This is a genomic window from Anaerolineae bacterium (genome assembly GCA_016931895.1).
Classification (GTDB): Bacteria; Chloroflexota; Anaerolineae; order 4572-78; family J111; genus JAFGNV01.
In genome coordinates, this window is sequence record JAFGDY010000280.1 from 1 (window position 1) to 18573 (window position 18573).

Annotated in this window: 7 protein-coding genes; 5 read left to right on the forward strand and 2 right to left on the reverse strand. The window is 56.6% G+C overall.

Annotated elements, in window-relative coordinates:
• The first annotated feature begins 155 nt into the window (after window positions 1-155).
• Window positions 156-3491 (forward strand): tetratricopeptide repeat protein, encoded by a 3336-nt coding sequence (locus tag JW953_21355; protein MBN1995251.1) that lies wholly within the window; start codon window positions 156-158, stop codon window positions 3489-3491.
• Between the two features lies 1 nt (window position 3492).
• On the opposite strand, the gene JW953_21360 is transcribed toward JW953_21355, so the two are convergent.
• Window positions 3493-4575 (reverse strand): racemase, encoded by a 1083-nt coding sequence (locus tag JW953_21360; protein ID MBN1995252.1) that lies wholly within the window; start codon window positions 4573-4575, stop codon window positions 3493-3495.
• Window positions 4576-4824: 249 nt separating this feature from the next.
• Here JW953_21360 and JW953_21365 point away from each other — a divergent pair, with 249 nt between their 5' ends.
• From JW953_21365 to JW953_21380, 4 genes are all read left to right on the forward strand, one after another.
• Window positions 4825-7158: a PEP/pyruvate-binding domain-containing protein gene (locus tag JW953_21365; GenBank protein ID MBN1995253.1), complete on the forward strand. Its 2334-nt coding sequence runs from the start codon at window positions 4825-4827 to the stop codon at window positions 7156-7158.
• A gap of 306 nt (window positions 7159-7464) precedes the next feature.
• The gene (locus JW953_21370) at window positions 7465-8367 is read left to right on the forward strand and encodes an ABC transporter permease (GenBank protein MBN1995254.1); all 903 of its coding nucleotides are present in this window, start codon (window positions 7465-7467) and stop codon (window positions 8365-8367) included.
• Window positions 8367-10835, forward strand: a complete 2469-nt coding sequence (locus tag JW953_21375) for a M28 family peptidase (protein MBN1995255.1) — start codon at window positions 8367-8369, stop codon at window positions 10833-10835. Before JW953_21370 ends, JW953_21375 begins: the two co-directional genes overlap by 1 nt.
• Window positions 10836-10953: 118 nt before the next feature.
• Complete coding sequence (locus JW953_21380; protein MBN1995256.1) at window positions 10954-17127, forward strand: M20/M25/M40 family metallo-hydrolase; 6174 nt, start codon at window positions 10954-10956, stop codon at window positions 17125-17127.
• 1 nt (window position 17128) lies between these two features.
• Here the strand turns inward: JW953_21380 and JW953_21385 are convergent, their stop codons facing one another.
• Window positions 17129-18478, reverse strand: coding sequence for a beta-glucosidase (locus JW953_21385; GenBank protein MBN1995257.1), 1350 nt, complete (start codon window positions 18476-18478; stop codon window positions 17129-17131).
• Window positions 18479-18573: the final 95 nt, after the last annotated feature.

Sequence of the window (18573 nt, forward strand, 5' to 3'; positions counted from 1 at the left end):
AAGGAGTGCAGAATTCATTCTGCCTCTGCCAAAAAGCGGAATAAATTCCGCACTCCAGGGGTAGTCTCAACTCAAATGAAACACACCTAAATGAAATATATATCTACCGCTGCCCCTTCTTGCTACCGACACGCCACGGAAAGGACCAAGACACAATGACCGACCCGGAGCAGACCAGATTCATCATCAAGAAAAAACTGGGCGCGGGCGCAATGGGCGATGTTTGGCTGGCTACCGATACCCTGCTCAATCGCCCGGTGGCCCTGAAATATCTAAAAACCGATCAGGAAGAGACGCCTTCCGAGGAGTCCGTTCTCTCAGAAGCACGGATGTTGGCCAGCTTGAATCACCCCTCTATCACCGCTATTTACGATGCCATTTTTGACGAAAATCAGAACAGCTTTTGCCTGGTGATGGAATACGTGGAGGGAAAGTCCCTGGCCGACCTCATTGCCGGCTGGTCCGGCCCGCTGCCGCTAGAAATCATCCTGGAGGTCGCCATTGGCGTTTTGCAGGGGTTGGATTACGCGCACCAAAAAGGCATTGTCCACCGCGACGTCAAGCCGGATAACGTGATGATGCAAAAAGAGGGGGTCAAGCTGATGGATTTTGGCGTGGCCGGCCTTATGTCGCTGCTGGCCGAGGGCACGGAATTTATGGCCGGCACCCCGGCCTATATGTCGCCCGAACAAATCCAGGGCGAACCAACCGATGGCCGAGCCGACCTTTATGCGGTAGGGGTGATGCTTTTTGAGATGGTTACCGGCGGGCATTATCCTTTTACCTTCAACAACCGTGAGGAACTGTTTGACGCCCATCTGGACCAGCCGCCTCGCCCGGTGCGAGAGTTTGCCCCCCATACACCGCTGGCATTGGAACGCGCCATTTTGCGGCTGCTGGCCAAAGAACCGGCCGGCCGCTATCCTTCCGCCGAAGCAGCCGTCCAAACCTTGCGCTCAATCCAGGCCCGGCAAAAATTCAGCCAGGCGCACCTTGATCTGCTGGACCCGGAAGCCAAACCGCTGGTTGGGCGAGCCGAACAACTCAGCCAGCTCCAAACCGCCTGGACGGAATGTCAAAAAACAGCCACCCCCGGCCTGCTTTTGGTAAAAGGTGAAATGGGTATCGGCAAAAGCAAATTGGTGACGGAATTTTTGGGCCGACATGTGGTAGAGCAAGGCTTTGCGGCCCTGGTGGGTCGTTGTGATGAGTCTGGCGCGCCTTACGCTCCATTTGCCCAAATATTGGCCACAATCATGGACAAACAATTGGCTCCATCAAGCCTCACCCCAGGCCAGGTAGACCGGCTGCTCAAACAAATTCCCGGCCTGACCCGCCTGCTGAGTGTCTCCGATCCCCCGGCAAACAAGGCCGAGGCCGGAGCATCTATTTCTCCGGCAACCACCACCGCCGGATTATGGCAATCGTTGAGCGGCAAAGTGCCTGAAAGCGCGCCGGGCGACCCCTGGCAAACTCAGTGGCAATTTTTTGCCGCGATCCTGTCTATTTTCACCGGGATCGGCCCTATGGTGATTTTTTTGGAAAATGCCACGTTTCTGGATGAAGCCAGCGTCACCTTGATCCGGTTTTTAATCCGGCAGGGGCAGTTGCCGCTGCTGCTGCTGGCTGCCTGTCGAGATACCAAAGCGGCGCTGCCGTGGCTCGACTCTTTTGCCGCCGCCGAATACCAGGTGCTGCAGGCGCCGCCTTTATCGCCGCCGGCCGTGGGCGAACAATTGACCCATTTGAGCGGGGGAGGGTTGCCGGGGGAAGTGATTGAGTTGATTGTCGAGCGCAGTCAGGGCAATCCATTTCAGGTGGAAGAAATTTTTCAACAATTTGTTGACACCCGGGAATTACGCCAGGACGAAAACGGTCAATGGTTTTACGCGCCAACAAAAATACAAGCGCCAGCCGATGCTTTTTTACCCCAATCTGTCTTGAGTGGTTTCACCCGGCAAATAGAAAAACTGCCGGAAGATGATCGCCAGGCGTTGGCTATGGCGGCGCTGCTTGAACCAGGCTCCGAATTTAATTTTGCCGCCTGGGTAGCGCTGCTGGGAGGCGAAACAAAACAGGCTTTGGCCCAAAGGGTGTTGGATGACGCCCTCAAAAAGCGACTTCTCCGCCAGGTGGGCGATCAGCGCTACACTTTTCGCCCACCAGACCTGGCCAAAGCATTGGCGGCAACGCTGACCCAACCTCGCCAGCAGAACTTGCATCATCAAATAGCCCAATTTTTCCAGGGGAAACAGGTAGACCCTTTCCTGGTAGGGTATCATTACGAAAAGGCCGGGTTGGTGTCTGAGGCTGCGCATCACCTGGAAACAGCCGGAACCAGAGCCGCGGCCGGCAATGCCATTGATACGGCCATTGTTTATTACAACCGGGCCGCCACCCTGGTTGAATCGCTTTCTGCCTACAAAGCGTTGGGAGAGCTTTATCGCCAAAAAGGGAAAAGGGCGGATTCCGTGCGAGTGCTGCAACGCGCCCTGCACTTGGCCGAAGAGACGGGCAATCTGAACGAAATGGCCCAGATACTCAACAGCTCTGCCTTTTCTCTTTGGTTGTCCGACCGCTATAAAGAGGCTTACCAACACGCGGCGGCTGTGTTAAAACTGCCCGGGGTGTCGCAGGTAGAACGCGCTGCGGCGCAATCTCATTTGGGCATGATTGCCTGGCTGGTGGGTCGCCTGGCCGAAGCCGAGACGTGGTGTCAAAAATCGGCAGAGGCTTTGCACAAGAGCGGCGATGAGGCGGGTTTGGCCGCAGCCTACAGCCGGTTGGGATTGGTGCATCTCTCCCAGGGTAAATTGGCTGAGGCCGAAGCTATTTCCCAACGTTCGTTAGAAATGCGCCAAAATTTGGGGGATGAATGGGGCCAGGCTTATTGTTTAGTAAGTTTGGGCAAAGTGGCCGACGAACGAGGCCAGTTTGACCAGGCCCTGGCCTTCTTTAAATTGGCCCAACAACTTTTTGAAAACGTTCACAGCGACGACGGGCTGATGATTGTCTACGCCAATCAAGGCCGCGCTATTTTGCACCAGGGTCGGCCTGATGAAGCGCTGCCCCGGCTGGCTAAAGCTTTGCAGTTAGCCAAAGAACGCGGCAAACCCAGCGTCCACGTTCTGAGCGATATTTATCTACTCATTACCCAGGCCAGTTTGGCCCAGGGCAAAATTGACCGGGCCAGGGCCGCCGCCGATGATGCCCTGAAGCTGGTAGAGACCGGCGGGAACCAGGAACATATCGCCCAGGCCCAAGCCGTGTTGGGCCAAATCCATTCGGCCCAGGGCGATTTGGCTGCGGCTGAAGCCATGTATCAAAGGGCTTTGACCCTGTTTGAACAGGTCGGCAGCCGGGCCAGGCTGGCCCGCGCCCAATTGAGTTATGCCCAATTTTTACAACAACAGGGGCAGACAAATAGAGCAACAACAATAGAGCAACAGGCGCGGGCCGAAGCCGAGAAAATAGGGCTGCGTTTTTTTTAGCTTATTCCTCCACCTTGATTGTGTGTTCCTTGACCCAATTCCAATCCACTTCGATACCCAAACCGGGCGCAGCCCACGGTTGGGCATAACCTTCCGCGTCAATCTCGTTTGAGGCGTCCCTGATTCCCGGCGGCTGGTGGAACGTTTCGGGGATCAAACGTTCAAAATATTTGGAGTTGTAAATGGCGCAGGCCGCATGCAGCGAGGCAATTGAACCGCCGTGAAGGGCGCACATCATGCCATAACCTTCACAAATATGGGCCGTTTTCATCACCCCGGTAAAACCGCCTTTATACGTGTCTAACGGGCCGGTCAGGATAATGTCGGCGGCGCCGGCCCTGATCTGGGCCAGGGCGTCCCAGGGACCGCCATGCGTGGCCTCGGCCACGGCCAGGGGAATATCCAGGGTGTCGGCCAGCCGGGCCAGGGCAGTCATGTTAAAGTGGTCTATTGGCTCCTCGTACCAGAAGTAGTTTTGCTCCTCTAATTGACGGCCAAACCACACCGCATCTTCAAAGAGATTGAACATACTTGACGCATCGTACATCAGCACAATATCATCGCCCACCTTTTTGCGCAGCATCCGGCAGAGTTCGGCATCTTGCTCCAGTCTTCCCCAGGCATGCAGTTTGATGGCTTTGTACCCTTTTTGCAGGCACGCCTCGGCCAGGTCCATGTATTCATCCAGGGAATCCAGGGTCAGGGTGCTGGCGTAAGCCGGAATCCGGTCGCGCATGCCGCCCAATAATTTGTACACCGGCTGGTTGCTCACTTTGCCAAACAGGTCCCACAAAGCGCAATCAACGGCTCCAATAGCCAGGCCCAGCCTGGACGTGCGCAGATTGCGCCAGAAATTCTGCCAGATGCGCTCCCGGTCCAGCGGATTGGCGCCCATAAGTTGCCATTTGACTTCTTCAATTTTAAAGCCACCGCCGCAGGGCGACCAACCTTCAACGCCTTCATCGGTCAGGATCCGCAGCAGTCCCGTTCTGGCAAGGGGGCCGCTGGGCATAATGCCGTCGCGCCAGTGATATGGCGCACGTTCCCACTCAACGTAATGTATCTTCACTCCGGTGATTCTCATTGATATGCTCCTTTAGCTCGTTCTATAGCTGTTCAGATAATGTTTTTGGATAGAGACAGGACAATGTCCGGTTTCTACATTCAGGTTGCGGCGGCCAAAACTTTGCCGCCATTTCCAGTCAATAATACCAACCGCAGTCGTTTCGGGCAAACGGCCAGGCTGCGCCACCGAAAAGAAACGCCTTCTTTGACGCCATAGCCTTTGCCACGTATCATGAAGGTGAACCCTCCAAACAAAAGTCAGGTCTCCATGGAACAGTTTTCGCTTAAAACAGCTAAAGTTTTGCAAATCTATCTGGAATTATCGCAATTTCCGGTGCTGGCCGACGAAATCCATCAACGGATGCGGGAAGAGCTTTTCCGGCGAGGCGTCATCAGCCCCATTGGGCTGGAACAAGAAATTGAAGAGAAAGCCATTCAAAGCCAACTGAGAGAAGGCATCACCGACCCTTATACCCAGGAAACCCATGAAACCTGGGAAAAACGCACCCAGAAAATCAGAGATTACCTGACCGATTTTTACTTTGCCCAAAACTTGCCCCACGATCTCTTTCAAGAGGTGGTGGTCAGCGTTTTACGGAAACAACCAACCCATCCAGGCGCCACGTTAACCTTTAACCCGGAATTGGCCCCCTGGGCCATGATGTTTGAAAAGGCCAGGGAATACGAAAATCTCCCTCCGGAAGAACAAAGACGGTTTGCCCACCACTTGCAAGAAATGCAGGTGGTGATCACCAAGGGCCTCATCAGCGACCAACTTCGTTTTGTGGGCATTTCCCGCCAATATTTCAACTTCAAAGACCTGGAACAGATTGTCAACCACCGCATTGGCCGGGGTAAAATTGGGGGCAAGGCGGCCGGGATGTACCTGGCTTACAAAATCATCACCACCCCCCACCCGGACGACCAGGTTGACCTGCAACAACACGTCGTTTTACCCCAATCCTATTACATTGGGGCCGACGTTTTTTACGACTTTTTATCTCAAAACGGCCTGTTGGTTTACATGAGCCAAAAGTATAAACCTATTGAACAAATATATGCCGAATGTGAATCCATCAGGCAGGCCTATCTAAAGGGACAATTTTCCGAGAAGGTCGTCGAGCAATTGCGCGGCATCCTGGCCAGGCTCAAAGGCAAACCCTTGATTGTGCGTTCCTCCAGCCTGTTAGAAGATAGATTTGAAACCTCGTTTGCCGGCAAATACGATAGTTTCTTCTGCCCTAACCAGGACACGGACGAGGAAAATTTGGAAGATTTAACTTGCGCCATCAAAAAAGTTTATGCCAGCACCCTCAACCCGGCGGCGCTGTTATACCGAAAAAACAAAGGACTGTTGGACTATGATGAGCGGATGGCCGTTTTGATCCAGGAAGTGGTAGGAACTCGTTATCACGATTATCTCTTTCCGGCCCTGGCCGGGGTGGGTTTTAGCCGCAATCCTTTCCGCTGGAACCATAAAATAAACCCCCAGACCGGTTTTTTGCGGCTGGTATGGGGATTGGGCACCCGGGCCGTTGACCGCGTGGCCGACGACTATCCCCGCATGATTGCGTTGAGCCATCCTATGCTCCGCCCCGAAGGGGGCCGCCAGGAGATTGTCCGCTACTCCCAGCACTACGTGGATGTGATTGACCTGGCCGACAACCAAAGCAAAACCTTGCCCGTGGCCGATGTGATTGGCCCCGACTATCCCTCTATTCAACACCTGGTTTCTATTGACAAAGACGATTATTTGCAGCCCGTGGTGGCCCTGGGCCGCGAGTTAGAACCGGAAAGAATGGTTCTTACCTTTGATAACCTTCTAAAAAACACCAACTTTGTGCCGGTAATGCGGACCATGTTGCGCAAACTGGAACAGGCTTATGAAACGCCGGTAGACATTGAATACGCCATCGAGTTAATCCCCCACTATCCTTATCCTGAAATCAGAGTTTATCTCTTGCAGTGCCGCCCCCTGCACGAGCATGTTTTTATGCAGCCGGTCATTTACCCGGAAAACGTGCCTCCGGCCGATATTATTTTTACCACCCACAAATGGACGCCCTGCGGCCAGGTTTCCAACATCAAATACATTGTTTATGTAGACCCGGCCAGATATGCTGCGCTGGCCGATTACGCCACCAAAGTAGAAATTGGCCGGGCGGTCAGCCGGATCAACAAGGCTTTGGCCGAAGAGACGTTCATTTTATTGGGGCCGGGACGTTGGGGCAGTTCCAATATCAATTTGGGGGTCAAAGTAAACTATGCCGATATTTACAATACGGCTATTTTGGGCGAGATTGCCGTTCCCCACGGCAATGAAACGCCGGAAGTTTCTTATGGCACGCACTTTTTCCAGGATTTGGTGGAGGCCAGTATCTATCCCTTGCCCATTTATCCCGGCATTAATGGCGCCATTTTTAACGAGCAATTTTTTACCCAGGCCAACAACAGCCTGACCGAAATTTCCTCGCACGACGAGGGGCTGGCCGACTATCTGAAAGTGATTGACGTGGAGCGAGTTGTTGGTGGCAAAACATTAGAAGTGGTGATGGACGGCGAAAACGAGCGCGCCATTGGGTATCTTAAGGAGCTAAATTGAACAGGCCCGCGCCGCCGGGGTGCGTCACGTTTTAGCCGGGCTTGAATTGGTTGAAATGGAGGGAATCTGCCATCTGGAGCCGGAGCCGACCTGCTGCAAGCCTTTCAAAAGGCCGGGGCCGGCGGCCTGGTTCTGTCCTGGGATTTATGGCGTATCCCTATGGACCGGCTACGATTGGTGCGTGAGGTTTGGGGAAAGGGATAATTACCAGAAAGATGGTATTTAACGGTGTCACCCTCACCGTACCCCCGTTGAGTTAAACGAGGGATGTCATTGGTTAAGGGCTGAGTAACTCAGGAGACTGGTGTGATTCGTTTTATTGCCTGGCGTATCGCGCTCGCCGCCTTTGTGGCGGTGGCCATTATTTATTTTGTCCATCTGGGCATGCACATGATGGGCCATTTGAGTCCCCGCTACAACTTTTTTGACCATAGCCGGGCCGCCTGGCGCGAAACCCGCACCTTTATTACCGACGCGGTACAGGAGGGCGACTTTGGCGAAATCTCCACCCGCCGCGGCGACATCCCGGTCAAAGAGATATTGGCCGATACTTACGCAAACAGTATGGGGCTGTTAACGGCGGCCTTGGGAGTAGCGGCGGTCATTGGCCTGGTCGCCGGTTCGTTGGCGGCGTTGTCAAAAAGAATACCCCTGACCAGCCCGGTGATGGCCTTGACCATCTTGGGCATTTCCGTGCCCTCCTTTTTTGCAGCCTTACTCCTGCAATTTGGCGAAATGCAGTGGGTGCGCGTGTTTGGTTATCCCCTGGTGTCGGTGGGCGGTTTTGGCTGGGATTACCAACACATGCTCCTGCCGGTGCTGGTGCTGGCCGCCCGGCCCATTGCCTATTTGACCCGGGCTACTTTTTTGGGCGTCAACCGGGTGATGTCAGAGGATTACATTCGCACGGCCTGGGCCAAAGGGCTGCTGCCGCGCCGGGTATTTGCCGACCATACTTTGCGCAACATCGCCATCCCGGTTCTAACCGCCGTCGGCGTATCCCTGCGCTTTGCCCTGGGCAGTTTGCCCGTAGTAGAGTTTTTCTTCGGTTGGCCGGGCATGGGCGAGCGTCTCTTGAGCGCAATTAATAACCAGCAAACCCCGGTAGTTGTCACCCTGGCCCTGGCCCTGGGCTTAACCTTTGTCCTGGTCAACATGACGCTGGATATTTCCTACCGTTTTATTGACCCCCGCTTAAAGGAAAGCTGATGGGCGTTCTTTTGACCATTGTCCAACGGGTTCTCAATCCCCGGCCCGACTTTTCCTGGCTGAACAAGAAGCCAGAAAAAACCGAACCTCGGGCCAAAAGCCGACTCCGGCTACGCCACCTCCTGTCCAATTTCCCGCTGCTGTTGGGCAGCCTCATTATTCTGGGCCTGTTCCTGATGGTGCTGTTTGGCCCCCTCCTGGCCCCGGAAAACCCCTACCTGGCCGGGCAGCGTTCCGTTACCTACCAGGATGGTCAGGTGTTAGCGCCCCCCTTTCCGCCCTCAACAGATTATCTGCTTGGGACAAACCAGTGGGGCAAAGACATCCTCAGCCTGCTCCTGTACGGCGCCCGCAATACCCTGGTGGCCTGCACCTTCATTGCTATGGCCCGATTGCTGGTTGGGCTAATTTTGGGCGCGCTGGCCGGTTGGCACGAAGGTAAGCTGGTTGACCGGCTGGTGATGGGCGGCATTGGTCTGACCACGGCCCTGCCTATTTTACTCAGCAGCATGATCTTGATCTACGCCCTGGACATTCGCCGGGGACTGATTGTTTTCATTATAGCCATGAGCGTGGTCGGCTGGGCCGAGGTGGCCCAGTATATTCGCAGCGAATTCATTGTGTTGCACCAACGCTCATTCATCGAAGGCGCGCGGGTAATTGGGCTGCCGGGGCTGGGCATCGCCGTGCGGCACGTTCTACCCAACATTCTGCCCCACCTGATTGTGATTACCCTGCTGGAAATGAGCGCGGTTTTAATTCTGTTGGGTGAACTGGGTTTCATTGGCGTCTACATTGGCGGCGGCGCCACCACCACCGATTTCAACGACAACGCCTATACCATTCCCGACATCCCCGAATGGGGCGTGATGCTGGCCGACGCTCGCCTCTGGGCGCGCTCCAAACCGTGGATGGTGCTTTATCCGGCCCTGGCCTTTTTTATGGCCGTGCTGGGCTTCAATGCCCTGGCCGAGGGCTTGCGTCGCCTGATCGAGCAGGTTGGCCTCAACACCGCTTTTCTCTTGCACAAACGCATGCTCGTCGTGATTGCCGTCATCACCCTGGTAACTATCTACACCGTGAACAACGTTGGCCCCGCGCCCACGTATGCCCGCCTGGCCCACCATTTTAATGGAGAGTCGGCCTATCAACACGTCCAGGCTCTAACCCAACTGGGCAACCGGGCCAGCGGCCAGCCCGGTAGCCAGGCCGCCGCCGATTACATTGCCGCACAATTTAAAGCTTATGGCCTACAACCGGCCGGGCGCAGCGGCTCTTACTTTCAAGACTTCACCACCCACCTGGTGCAACCTTTAGAACAACCTGTTTTGGCCCTACTGGATGAAAACGGCCAACCGTTGCAGACCTTCCGCCACCAGCAAGATTTTGGCTTTGTCACCGCGGGGCACGGCGGCAGCGGCCACGCGCAAGCGCCGCTGGCCTTTGTTGGCTTTCACGCGCGCGAGATACCCTGGGACGCATACAAAAAACTTGATTTATCGGGACGGATCGCCCTCCTGTTGCCCGACAACGCCCCGCCCGACTTTGCCACCGAAGCTCTCATCCGGGGGGCCAGGGGCGTGTTGTGGATAGCCAGCGACAACCCGGAAGCCGTGCACTCCCAGGTGCAGTTGGCCGACGGCGACTATGTGCGCCGGCCCACCCTGCCCATCTTTCGCATCCGTCCGGCCGTGGCCGAAGCCTTGCTGGCCCCGGCCGGGATTGACCTGGACACCTTGCGCGGCCAAGTAAGCCATTGGCCCGCCGGGCGAGAGGAACCGTGGCTGGTCCGCGAGGTGGAGAGCCGGGTGCAGATGTCCCTGGCTCTGACCGAACCCCAAGGGATAGAATTGGTCAACGTTTTGGGCTACCTGGCCGGCGGCGACGTTGCTCTGGACGACCAGTTGATTGTGGTGGCAGCCCATTACGATAGTCTGGGGCAAGAGCCTAATGGTATGCTTTATCCGGCAGCCAACGACAACGCTTCCGGGGTGGCGATTATGCTAGAAATCGCTCGGCTGTGGCGCGAACAAGGTCTGACCCCCCGGCGAGGCGTTCTCTTTGCCGCCTGGGTGGGCGGTGAGTTGGAGCAGTCAGGGGCCGAAGCCTATTTCAACGGCTATCTCGGCGGGGTGTCCTTGCTCCACCCCACCGCCATTTTCCAACTCAACAACCTGGGCGCTGGCGGAGACGATCTCCTCATCGAGACGAATTCTGAACAGTTGGACAATCTATTGGCCGAGAGTGCCGCCCAGGTAGGCTTGACCCTGCAACGGGGCGGCAGCATGTACCATCCCTATCAAACCTTTGTGCAGCAGCAATCCCAGGCCGCCCTGATCAGTTGGGCTGGCTCAAGCGTGATCCCCCAACGTGACGTAATTGAACGAATTGAGCCAGAGAAATTGAGCAACGCCGGTCAAACCATTATCCTGGCCTTGACCAATGCCGTCCGCCTGCCGGAATATTAATAAAACTTGTTACTCCTCACCGACGAATGACGAAATCTGGTCTTTGGTCCTTGGTCAAGAATGTTAGAATGTAATATGGCCTGAAGCGTAACATTGAAAGCCAAATTTAGAAAAATCCATGAAGATAACAACAACCTCCAAAGCAACCCCCGTTAAGCCGCAGTCCCGCATCGAAGTCATTGACGTCATTCGCGGCTTTGCCCTGTTTGGCGTTTTGGCGATGAATATGAGCGGGTACAGCGGCTCTTTTGAAAACATGGAAAACTGGTCCAAACTGGACGAGTGGATCAATTGGCTGGCCCATTTTTTCATCGAGGCCAAGTTTTACTCTATCTTCTCCTTTCTATTTGGCCTGGGCATGGCCATGCAAATGCTGCGGGCCGAAGAACGCGGCGTAAAATTCATCCCGGTTTACGTCCGCCGCCTGTTGGTGCTGTTGCTGATTGGCATGGCCCACGCTACGTTTTTATGGACGGGCGATATCCTTTTCCTTTACGCCTGCTGCGGCTTCTTGCTGCTCCTATTTCGTAAATTTTCCCCTAAAGTCATTCTCTTGGCCGCGTTTGTTACCCTGCTCCATCCCCTCCTCATCAGCTTGCCCGGGATAAGCACGGCTTACACTGAAGCCTTTAGCCGGGCCACGGAAAGCCTGCGGCAAACTATTGGGAGCGGCCAGCACCTTTACACCACCGGCACGTATTTCCAGGTAACGGCGTTGCGTTTTTGGGAAGTTATGGCCATGTACATGGTTATTATGTTTGCTTTTGGCAACGTTTTTGTGATGTTTTTGTTTGGCCTGTACGCCGGCAAACGCAAATTTTTTCAAAACCTGCCGGAGCATTTGCCCTTCATTCGCCGCTTGATGTGGGGGACGCTCGTTCTGGGCGTGCTCTTGAACGGCCTGTATGTCTTTTTCATCATCAATCCCGACACCGTTGCCGAAAATTTTATCGCCCTGTCCCGGCGAGGTATCCGCACCTTCGCCGCGCCAACCTTATGTTTTTTCTACATCACGGCCATTACCTTGCTGTATCAAAAAGAAAGTTGGCGCCAACGCCTGCACTTTTTGGCTCCGCTGGGCCGCATGGCCCTGACCAATTACTTAATGCACTCCCTGGTCTTGACCACCATTTTCTACGGCTACGGCCTGGGCATCCACGGTGAACTCACGCCTACGGCCGACCTGATTCTGACCGTATTGCTCTACACCTTTCAGATCCGCTTTAGCGCCTGGTGGCTGGAGCGGTATCGTTTTGGCCCGGCGGAGTGGGCCTGGCGCTCCCTCACCTATGGTCAATTGCAACCGATGCGGGTGGATGTGGCAGGCCAAGAGGCCGTGCCTTCTCGTCGCAGCGTGGCCCTGGTAACCGGCGCGATCACCCTTTGCCTGGGCTTTATCCTGTGGCAAGGCTGGCGGGCGCTGCCGCAAGAAGAACAATCTGAAGTTTCCGGCGGACTGGTTGGCCCCACTGCCACGCTGGCCATCCCCACCCCCCGCCCAACGGCCACTCCCACGCCTATTTCCACCCCGGCTGTTGAGCCGGTTGTCCGCCAGCCACAACCCGCCGCAGCCCGGGCCGACCTCTGGGAATTGGCCCTGGCCTTTGACGAAGAGCTGGCCCTGGCCGAAATTGAAACGCTGACCGGGCCACCTTACCTGGGTCGCCTGGCCGGTTCGCCCGGTGGGCGGGCGGCAGGCGAGTACCTGGCCCAACGTTTTGCCGAATATGGGCTGCGCCCGGCGGGCCTTGACGGCACGTTTTTCCAGTCTTTTCCCCTTGTTTATACCCAATTGGCCGCTATGCCCTGGCTCACCATAACCGATCCGATTGGTGCTGAACACACTTATCATTTGCGGCAAGACTTTTCCCCCCTGGTAACGCGCTACATGGGCGGCGGCCAGGCCGAAGGACCGGTGATATGGGCCAACAACTGCGCCCATAATGATTTCGACTACGCCAACGTGGTAGACAAAGTGGTGCTCTGTTGGGACCGTCTGTGGCGCAAGCGAGAACAAGACGTGGGCCGCAATGCCCTGGAACACGGCGCAGCCGGTCTCCTGCTTCTATCTGACCCCCTCGAAGAGACCTCTCCCTTTGACCGGATTGCGCCCAACCGCGAAGTCTGGGTGTCGCAACCCATCCCCACCCTCCGCATCTCCGCCGACGTAGCCGAGGACCTGCTATCCGGCGCCGGTTTCACCCTGGACGACCTGACTATCGCCCTGAACCCTTTTCCGCTGTCCACCACCGTTCGGCTAGCAGTACCGCTTTCCACCGATGAAACTGCCCAGGGACGCAACGTGCTGGGGGTGTTGCCTGGCCGCGATCCTGAATACGCCGGCGAACTGGTAATCTTGGGCGCGCACTACGACCACGTGGGTGAAGACCCCGACGGCACAGTTTGGCCCGGCGCCAACGACAACGCTTCCGGTGTGGCCGTGCTGCTGGAAACGGCCCGCGCCTGGCACGCGCAGGGGTACGTCCCCCGGCGCACCGTTCTTTTTGCCGCCTGGGATGCCGAGGAAATTGGGCTGGATGGTTCGCGTTACTATGTGGCGCATCCCCAATATCCGCTGACAACCACAACGACGATAGCCATGCTCCAGCTTGATATGGTGGGAGCGGGCGAAGACATTTTGTATCTTGACGGGCCAAACAACCAGTATACCCAAAAGATAAAGACTATTGCCGGTGCCCTGGGCATCTCGACCACTCTCACCCGGGCCGGCGGCAGCGATCACGCGCCTTTTATGGAAGCAGGCGTTCCGGCCAATTTACTGATCTGGACCGGCCCGAAGGAAACTCCGGCCACGGCTCACTACCACCGTCCTCTCGATACCCCGGCCATCATTGAGCCGGACAAAATGGCCGCCATTGGTCGGCTGACCAACCTGACCCTGTTGGCCCTGGTAGAAGGAGAACCGGCTATTTTTGACCTGCTTGAGGCCCGGCAAAAAGCGGTGAATGAGGGAGATTTGGCCGCCTTTTTACAATCCGGCACTTCAGCCCGCCAAGCATCCGACACAGCCTGGTTTACTGACGTGCAAAAGTTGACCTGGCCGCAGCTCGAGTTGGAAGCAAGCAGCCTGCGCGTGGTCGGTCGAGTAGCAACCGCTACCGTACAACTGAAGTTAACCTATACCGAAAAGCTCAGACCGGCCGACCAAGCGGCCAGCTTGCCCGTTCGTTTTGTCCATCAAAATGGCGGCTGGCGTTGGGACGGCCCCGCCCTGGTCTGGCAGAAACCCCACGATGGATTGGCCGTAGCCTCTCCGCCTGAGTCCACAGTAGAAGCGCTGGAATTGAGCCAACTGGCCAAACAGCAGTATGCCCCCATCGCCGCGCAGCTGGATTTACCTCCCCAGAGCCAGGCCAGCCTGGTGCTCTATCCCAATCATCAAGCGTTGCGCGCCGATACCAGTTTGACCCTGCCGGCCAATACCGGCAGCTTTATTGACCACCGGCCAGGGCAAGACCCTGTGCTCAAACTGGTGCTGACGCCGGAACTAAGCCAAACGCAGCGTTTTACCGATACGCTGGTCCAGTTGGCGTTGGTGGAGGCCGGTGTACCGGAGGCCGCAGCCCCGTGGCTCTGGCAGGGTTTACCGATGGCCTACCACGCCCAAACCAATCCCCTGGCCGCCCAGGAGGCCTATCTGCCCATGCTGTACGAGGCTCTGGTCGCCGCGCCTGGGGGAGGACACGCTGCGCCGCTGGCGCCCGACTCGTTATCTTGGGCCGCGGTCGAGTACCTGCGCGAACAGGCTGGCTGGGACGGTATCGGTCAATTGGTGGGGGCATTGGGCCAGGGCACAACCCTGGACGAGGCATTGACCCAACTGCTGGGGGTCAACGCCGCCGGGTTTGAGGCCATGTGGCGAGTAACCTGGCAGAATCGGTTGCAAGAAATTCAAGAACAGATGAACGCGCTGCTGACCGCGCGCCAACAAGCAATGTTGGCCGGCGATGAAGGTGCCTTTTTGCAAACGGTTGATCCGGCCGATCCTACCTTTATGGCCGAAGAACGCTCCTGGTTCAACGAGATGAATACTCGCTCGGTTGAGTATTTTGAAATATCAGGACAACCGATGGCCCTGCTCGATGATGGCGGGCTATGGGTCCAGATCAAGATGAAGTACAAACTGGCCAGCAATCACACCGATTCGTCCATCTCGCTGCCGATCAAATTGACCCGCGCAGATGCCGGTTACCGGTGGGCCGGCCCGCTGTTTGAAACAATAACCACCGAGCACCTCATCATCCATTACCCGGCGGAACAAGCCCAACTGGCGCAAGCTTTACTGGCCGAGGCCGAGTCGGTCTACGCGCAAATTATCGCTGACTTGCAAATTGAGACGCATGAACCCTTAACCCTAAAACTTTACGCTGACCCCACCGCCTTTTACGCCTCCCTCGCTTTTTCCGGGCCGATGTGGTCGGACACCTGGACCGCTCCCGGACAATCCATCAAATTGCTGGTCAACTCGGCCAACGCCGGAGACTATCGCCGGGTGTTGGCCCGCGAGCTGACCCGCGCTCTGTTGTCCCCGGCCAGCAATCAGTTTGATTGGCTCCGCGAGGGTCTGGCGATTTACGAATCGGGCCGGATAAATCGCGCCGATGCCAGGGATATTACCATCCAAAACGGGCCGCTGGTCATCAGAACAAATCTCAAAAACCAACTTTTTACCGTGGCTGAGCCGCCGACCATAACCGGTCTCTCCCAACAAGAAGTCGAGCCTATTTACGCCCAGAGTTGGGACATGGCCCGCTACCTGGTTGAAACCTACGGCCAAACCAGGCTGCCGGCCTTATTGCGCCGGTTGCAGCAGGGCAAAACCCTGGCCTCAGCTTTCCCGGCAGTTTATGGTTTGAGCCTGGCCGAATTTGAAAACGTATGGCGCGACTCGGTGGGGCAGGGGCACGTTGGGCCGGAGTGGGTGGATTTGGCCCAACAGTTTGCAGTTGCCGCCGTTGAAACTCACCTCACTGCCTTGACCAGGCCGGAGTATGCCGGTCGGGCTCCCGGCTCGGCGGGAGAGGCAGCGGCAGCAACTTATATTGCCAAACAATTTGCAACTTACGGCCTCACGCCGGCCGGCGCCGACGGCAGTTTCCTCCAGCCATTCCCCATCACCTACTCGGTCTTGACCTCGGTGCCGCGGTTATGGGCGCTAAATCAGGCCGGGCAGCCGGTGGCGGCGTTGGGGCATCGGCAGGATTTTGTTGTGATTCAGGATGAGGCCGCTGGCGGGGGCCGGGTGGAAGCAGATGTTGTCTGGATCCGGGGCCAGGATTATGGCCCAATCCGTTTGGCCGGTAAGGTGGCGCTGCGCACCCTCACCGGCCCGCTGGCGGAAGAGATTGCGGCAGCAATAGCCCACGATGCCGGGGGGCTGATTCTGGTGGGGACCCGGCAAGAAAAGGAGTTGTGGCCCAAAAAACTGGTAACGCCTGAGAGCGATACGCCGGAAAAGACGATCCCGGTGGTTGAATTGACCCCCGCCGCTTTCAAACGTCTGATTGAAACGGCCGGTCATTCGGTGACCGACCTCAACACGTCTCCCCCCGTGATGCCGTTGGCGCTACGGGTATTGTTGGAAGTGCCCTTACAAACCCAAACGCTAACCTCGGCCAATGTGTTGGGGCTGCTTCCCGGCAGCGATCTCGCGCTACAGGACGAAGTCATCATCCTGGGCGCGCACTACGACCACGTGGGCGACGACCCCGACGAGCGGGTCTGCCTGGCTACCGGAGAATGTATTGACCTGCCGGGCTTGGCCTACACCGGAGCCAACGAGGATGCGGCAGCGGTGGGCGTTTTGTTAGAGATTGCTCGCTTATGGCAAGAGAAAAACTATCGTCCCGCCCGCACGGTGCTCTTTGCGGCCTGGGGCAGCCAGGAATTGGACCAGGCCGGCTCGCGCTATTACGTCGCCCAGCCTACCCTCCCGCTAACCGATACCGTGGCCATGTTCCAATTGGAGGCGGTGGGTGGTGGGCGAGGATTCCGGCTGCAAGCGCACGGCGACAAAGAAGAGGTGATGCTGCGTTTTACCGTGGAAGCCGCCGCCCGCCAGGTTGAGGCCCGCCTGAACAGTTTTCCCAAATCAGCCCCCCCCAGCGACCATGAATCATTCCGCCGGAAAGGGATACCGGCGATGCTCATTTCATGGGAAAAAGCCGCTACAGAAAACTTACCCCTCCCCTATGATGACGAAATTGATCTGCTCCGGCTAGGCCAAACCGGCCGCACCGTCACCCTGGCTTTGATGATGTTGGCCCAGTAAACTACTCCTCTACCCCATTCTGGGCAATCACCTGGCTGTACCAGTGGGCGCTCTGCTTGGGGAAACGCCGGCCGGTTTCATAATTCACCCGAACAATGCCAAAGCGCGGTTCGTAGCCGCTGGCCCATTCAAAGTTGTCCATCAGGCTCCACACGTAATAGCCGCGCAGGTTAACGCCGGCCTGGATAGCCTGGTGCGCGGCCAGCAAATGCGCCCGCAGATAGTTGATACGGCCCCAATCCGCCTCAAAGCCGTTCTCAGCGGGGGTTCCGGCCAGGGCGCAGCCATTTTCGGTGATGAACAGTTTGGGGTTGCCATAGTTATCTTTAAGGTTCAACAGGGTGGCTGTGAGGCCAGGGGGGTTGATGCCCCAGCCTAGCTGGGTTTTACCCCAGGTAGGGGCGGAAACAAAATCCATCGCCGTTTTGGCCATGCCGCCCCGGTGAGCAAAACGAACGGCAAAGGTCATATAGTGGTTGACGCCCAAAAAGTCAAGGGGCTGGCTGATCAAGGCCAGGTCGCCCTGCTGAATACGGGGGGCATGCGGGCCAATCCACTCAAATAACATTTTCGGGTAACGCCCTTTGAACAAGGGATCAAGGAACAGGGCCTGGGAACTCTCATAAGCCCGTTGGCAGGCTGCCCGATCGGCTTCACTATCGCTGGCCGGTTGGCGATGCTGCAAATCCAAGACAATGCCAATTTCACCCTGATAGCCTCCCTCTCTAAAAACCTGCACCGCCCGACCGTGCGACAGGAGTAAGTGATGGGCTGTCTGAAAAGCCTGAGAAACATCGGCCAAACCGGGCGCAAAATCGCCAAAGGCATAACCCATAAAGGCCACCACAAACGGCTCGTTGTGGGTGGCCCACAGCCTCACCCGGTCGCCCAGGGTGTCGAACATCAGGCGGGCGTAATCGGCAAACCAGTCGGCACTATCGCGGTTGGGCCAGCCACCTTCATCCTGCAACGCTTGGGGAAAGTCCCAGTGATTGAGGGTGGCGTTAGGCGCAATCCCTACCTCAAGCAGTTTGTCAACCAGCCGGTCGTAAAAAGCCAGGCCTTTTTGATTGACCTGCCCCTTGCCTTGTGGCAGCACCCTCGGCCAGGAAATGGAGAAACGATAGGTTTGCAGGCCCAATTCCTTCATCAGGGCCACATCTTCCGGCATGCGGTGGTAATGGTCGCAGGCCACATCGCCGGTGTCGCCGTTGGCAATGCGGTAGGGGCTGTGGCAGAAACGGTCCCAAATGCTTTCGCCTTTGCCGTCCTCGTTCCAGGCCCCTTCAATTTGATAGGCTGCGGTGGCTGCGCCCCACAGAAAACCTGCGGGAAATTGTCGTAAGCTCATTTTGACTCCTTAAAACAGAAAATTATTTTTACACTTTTGAATTATTTTTGATAAAGTCAATCAACTCGTCAACCTGGGCAAAGGCCAGGCAAACC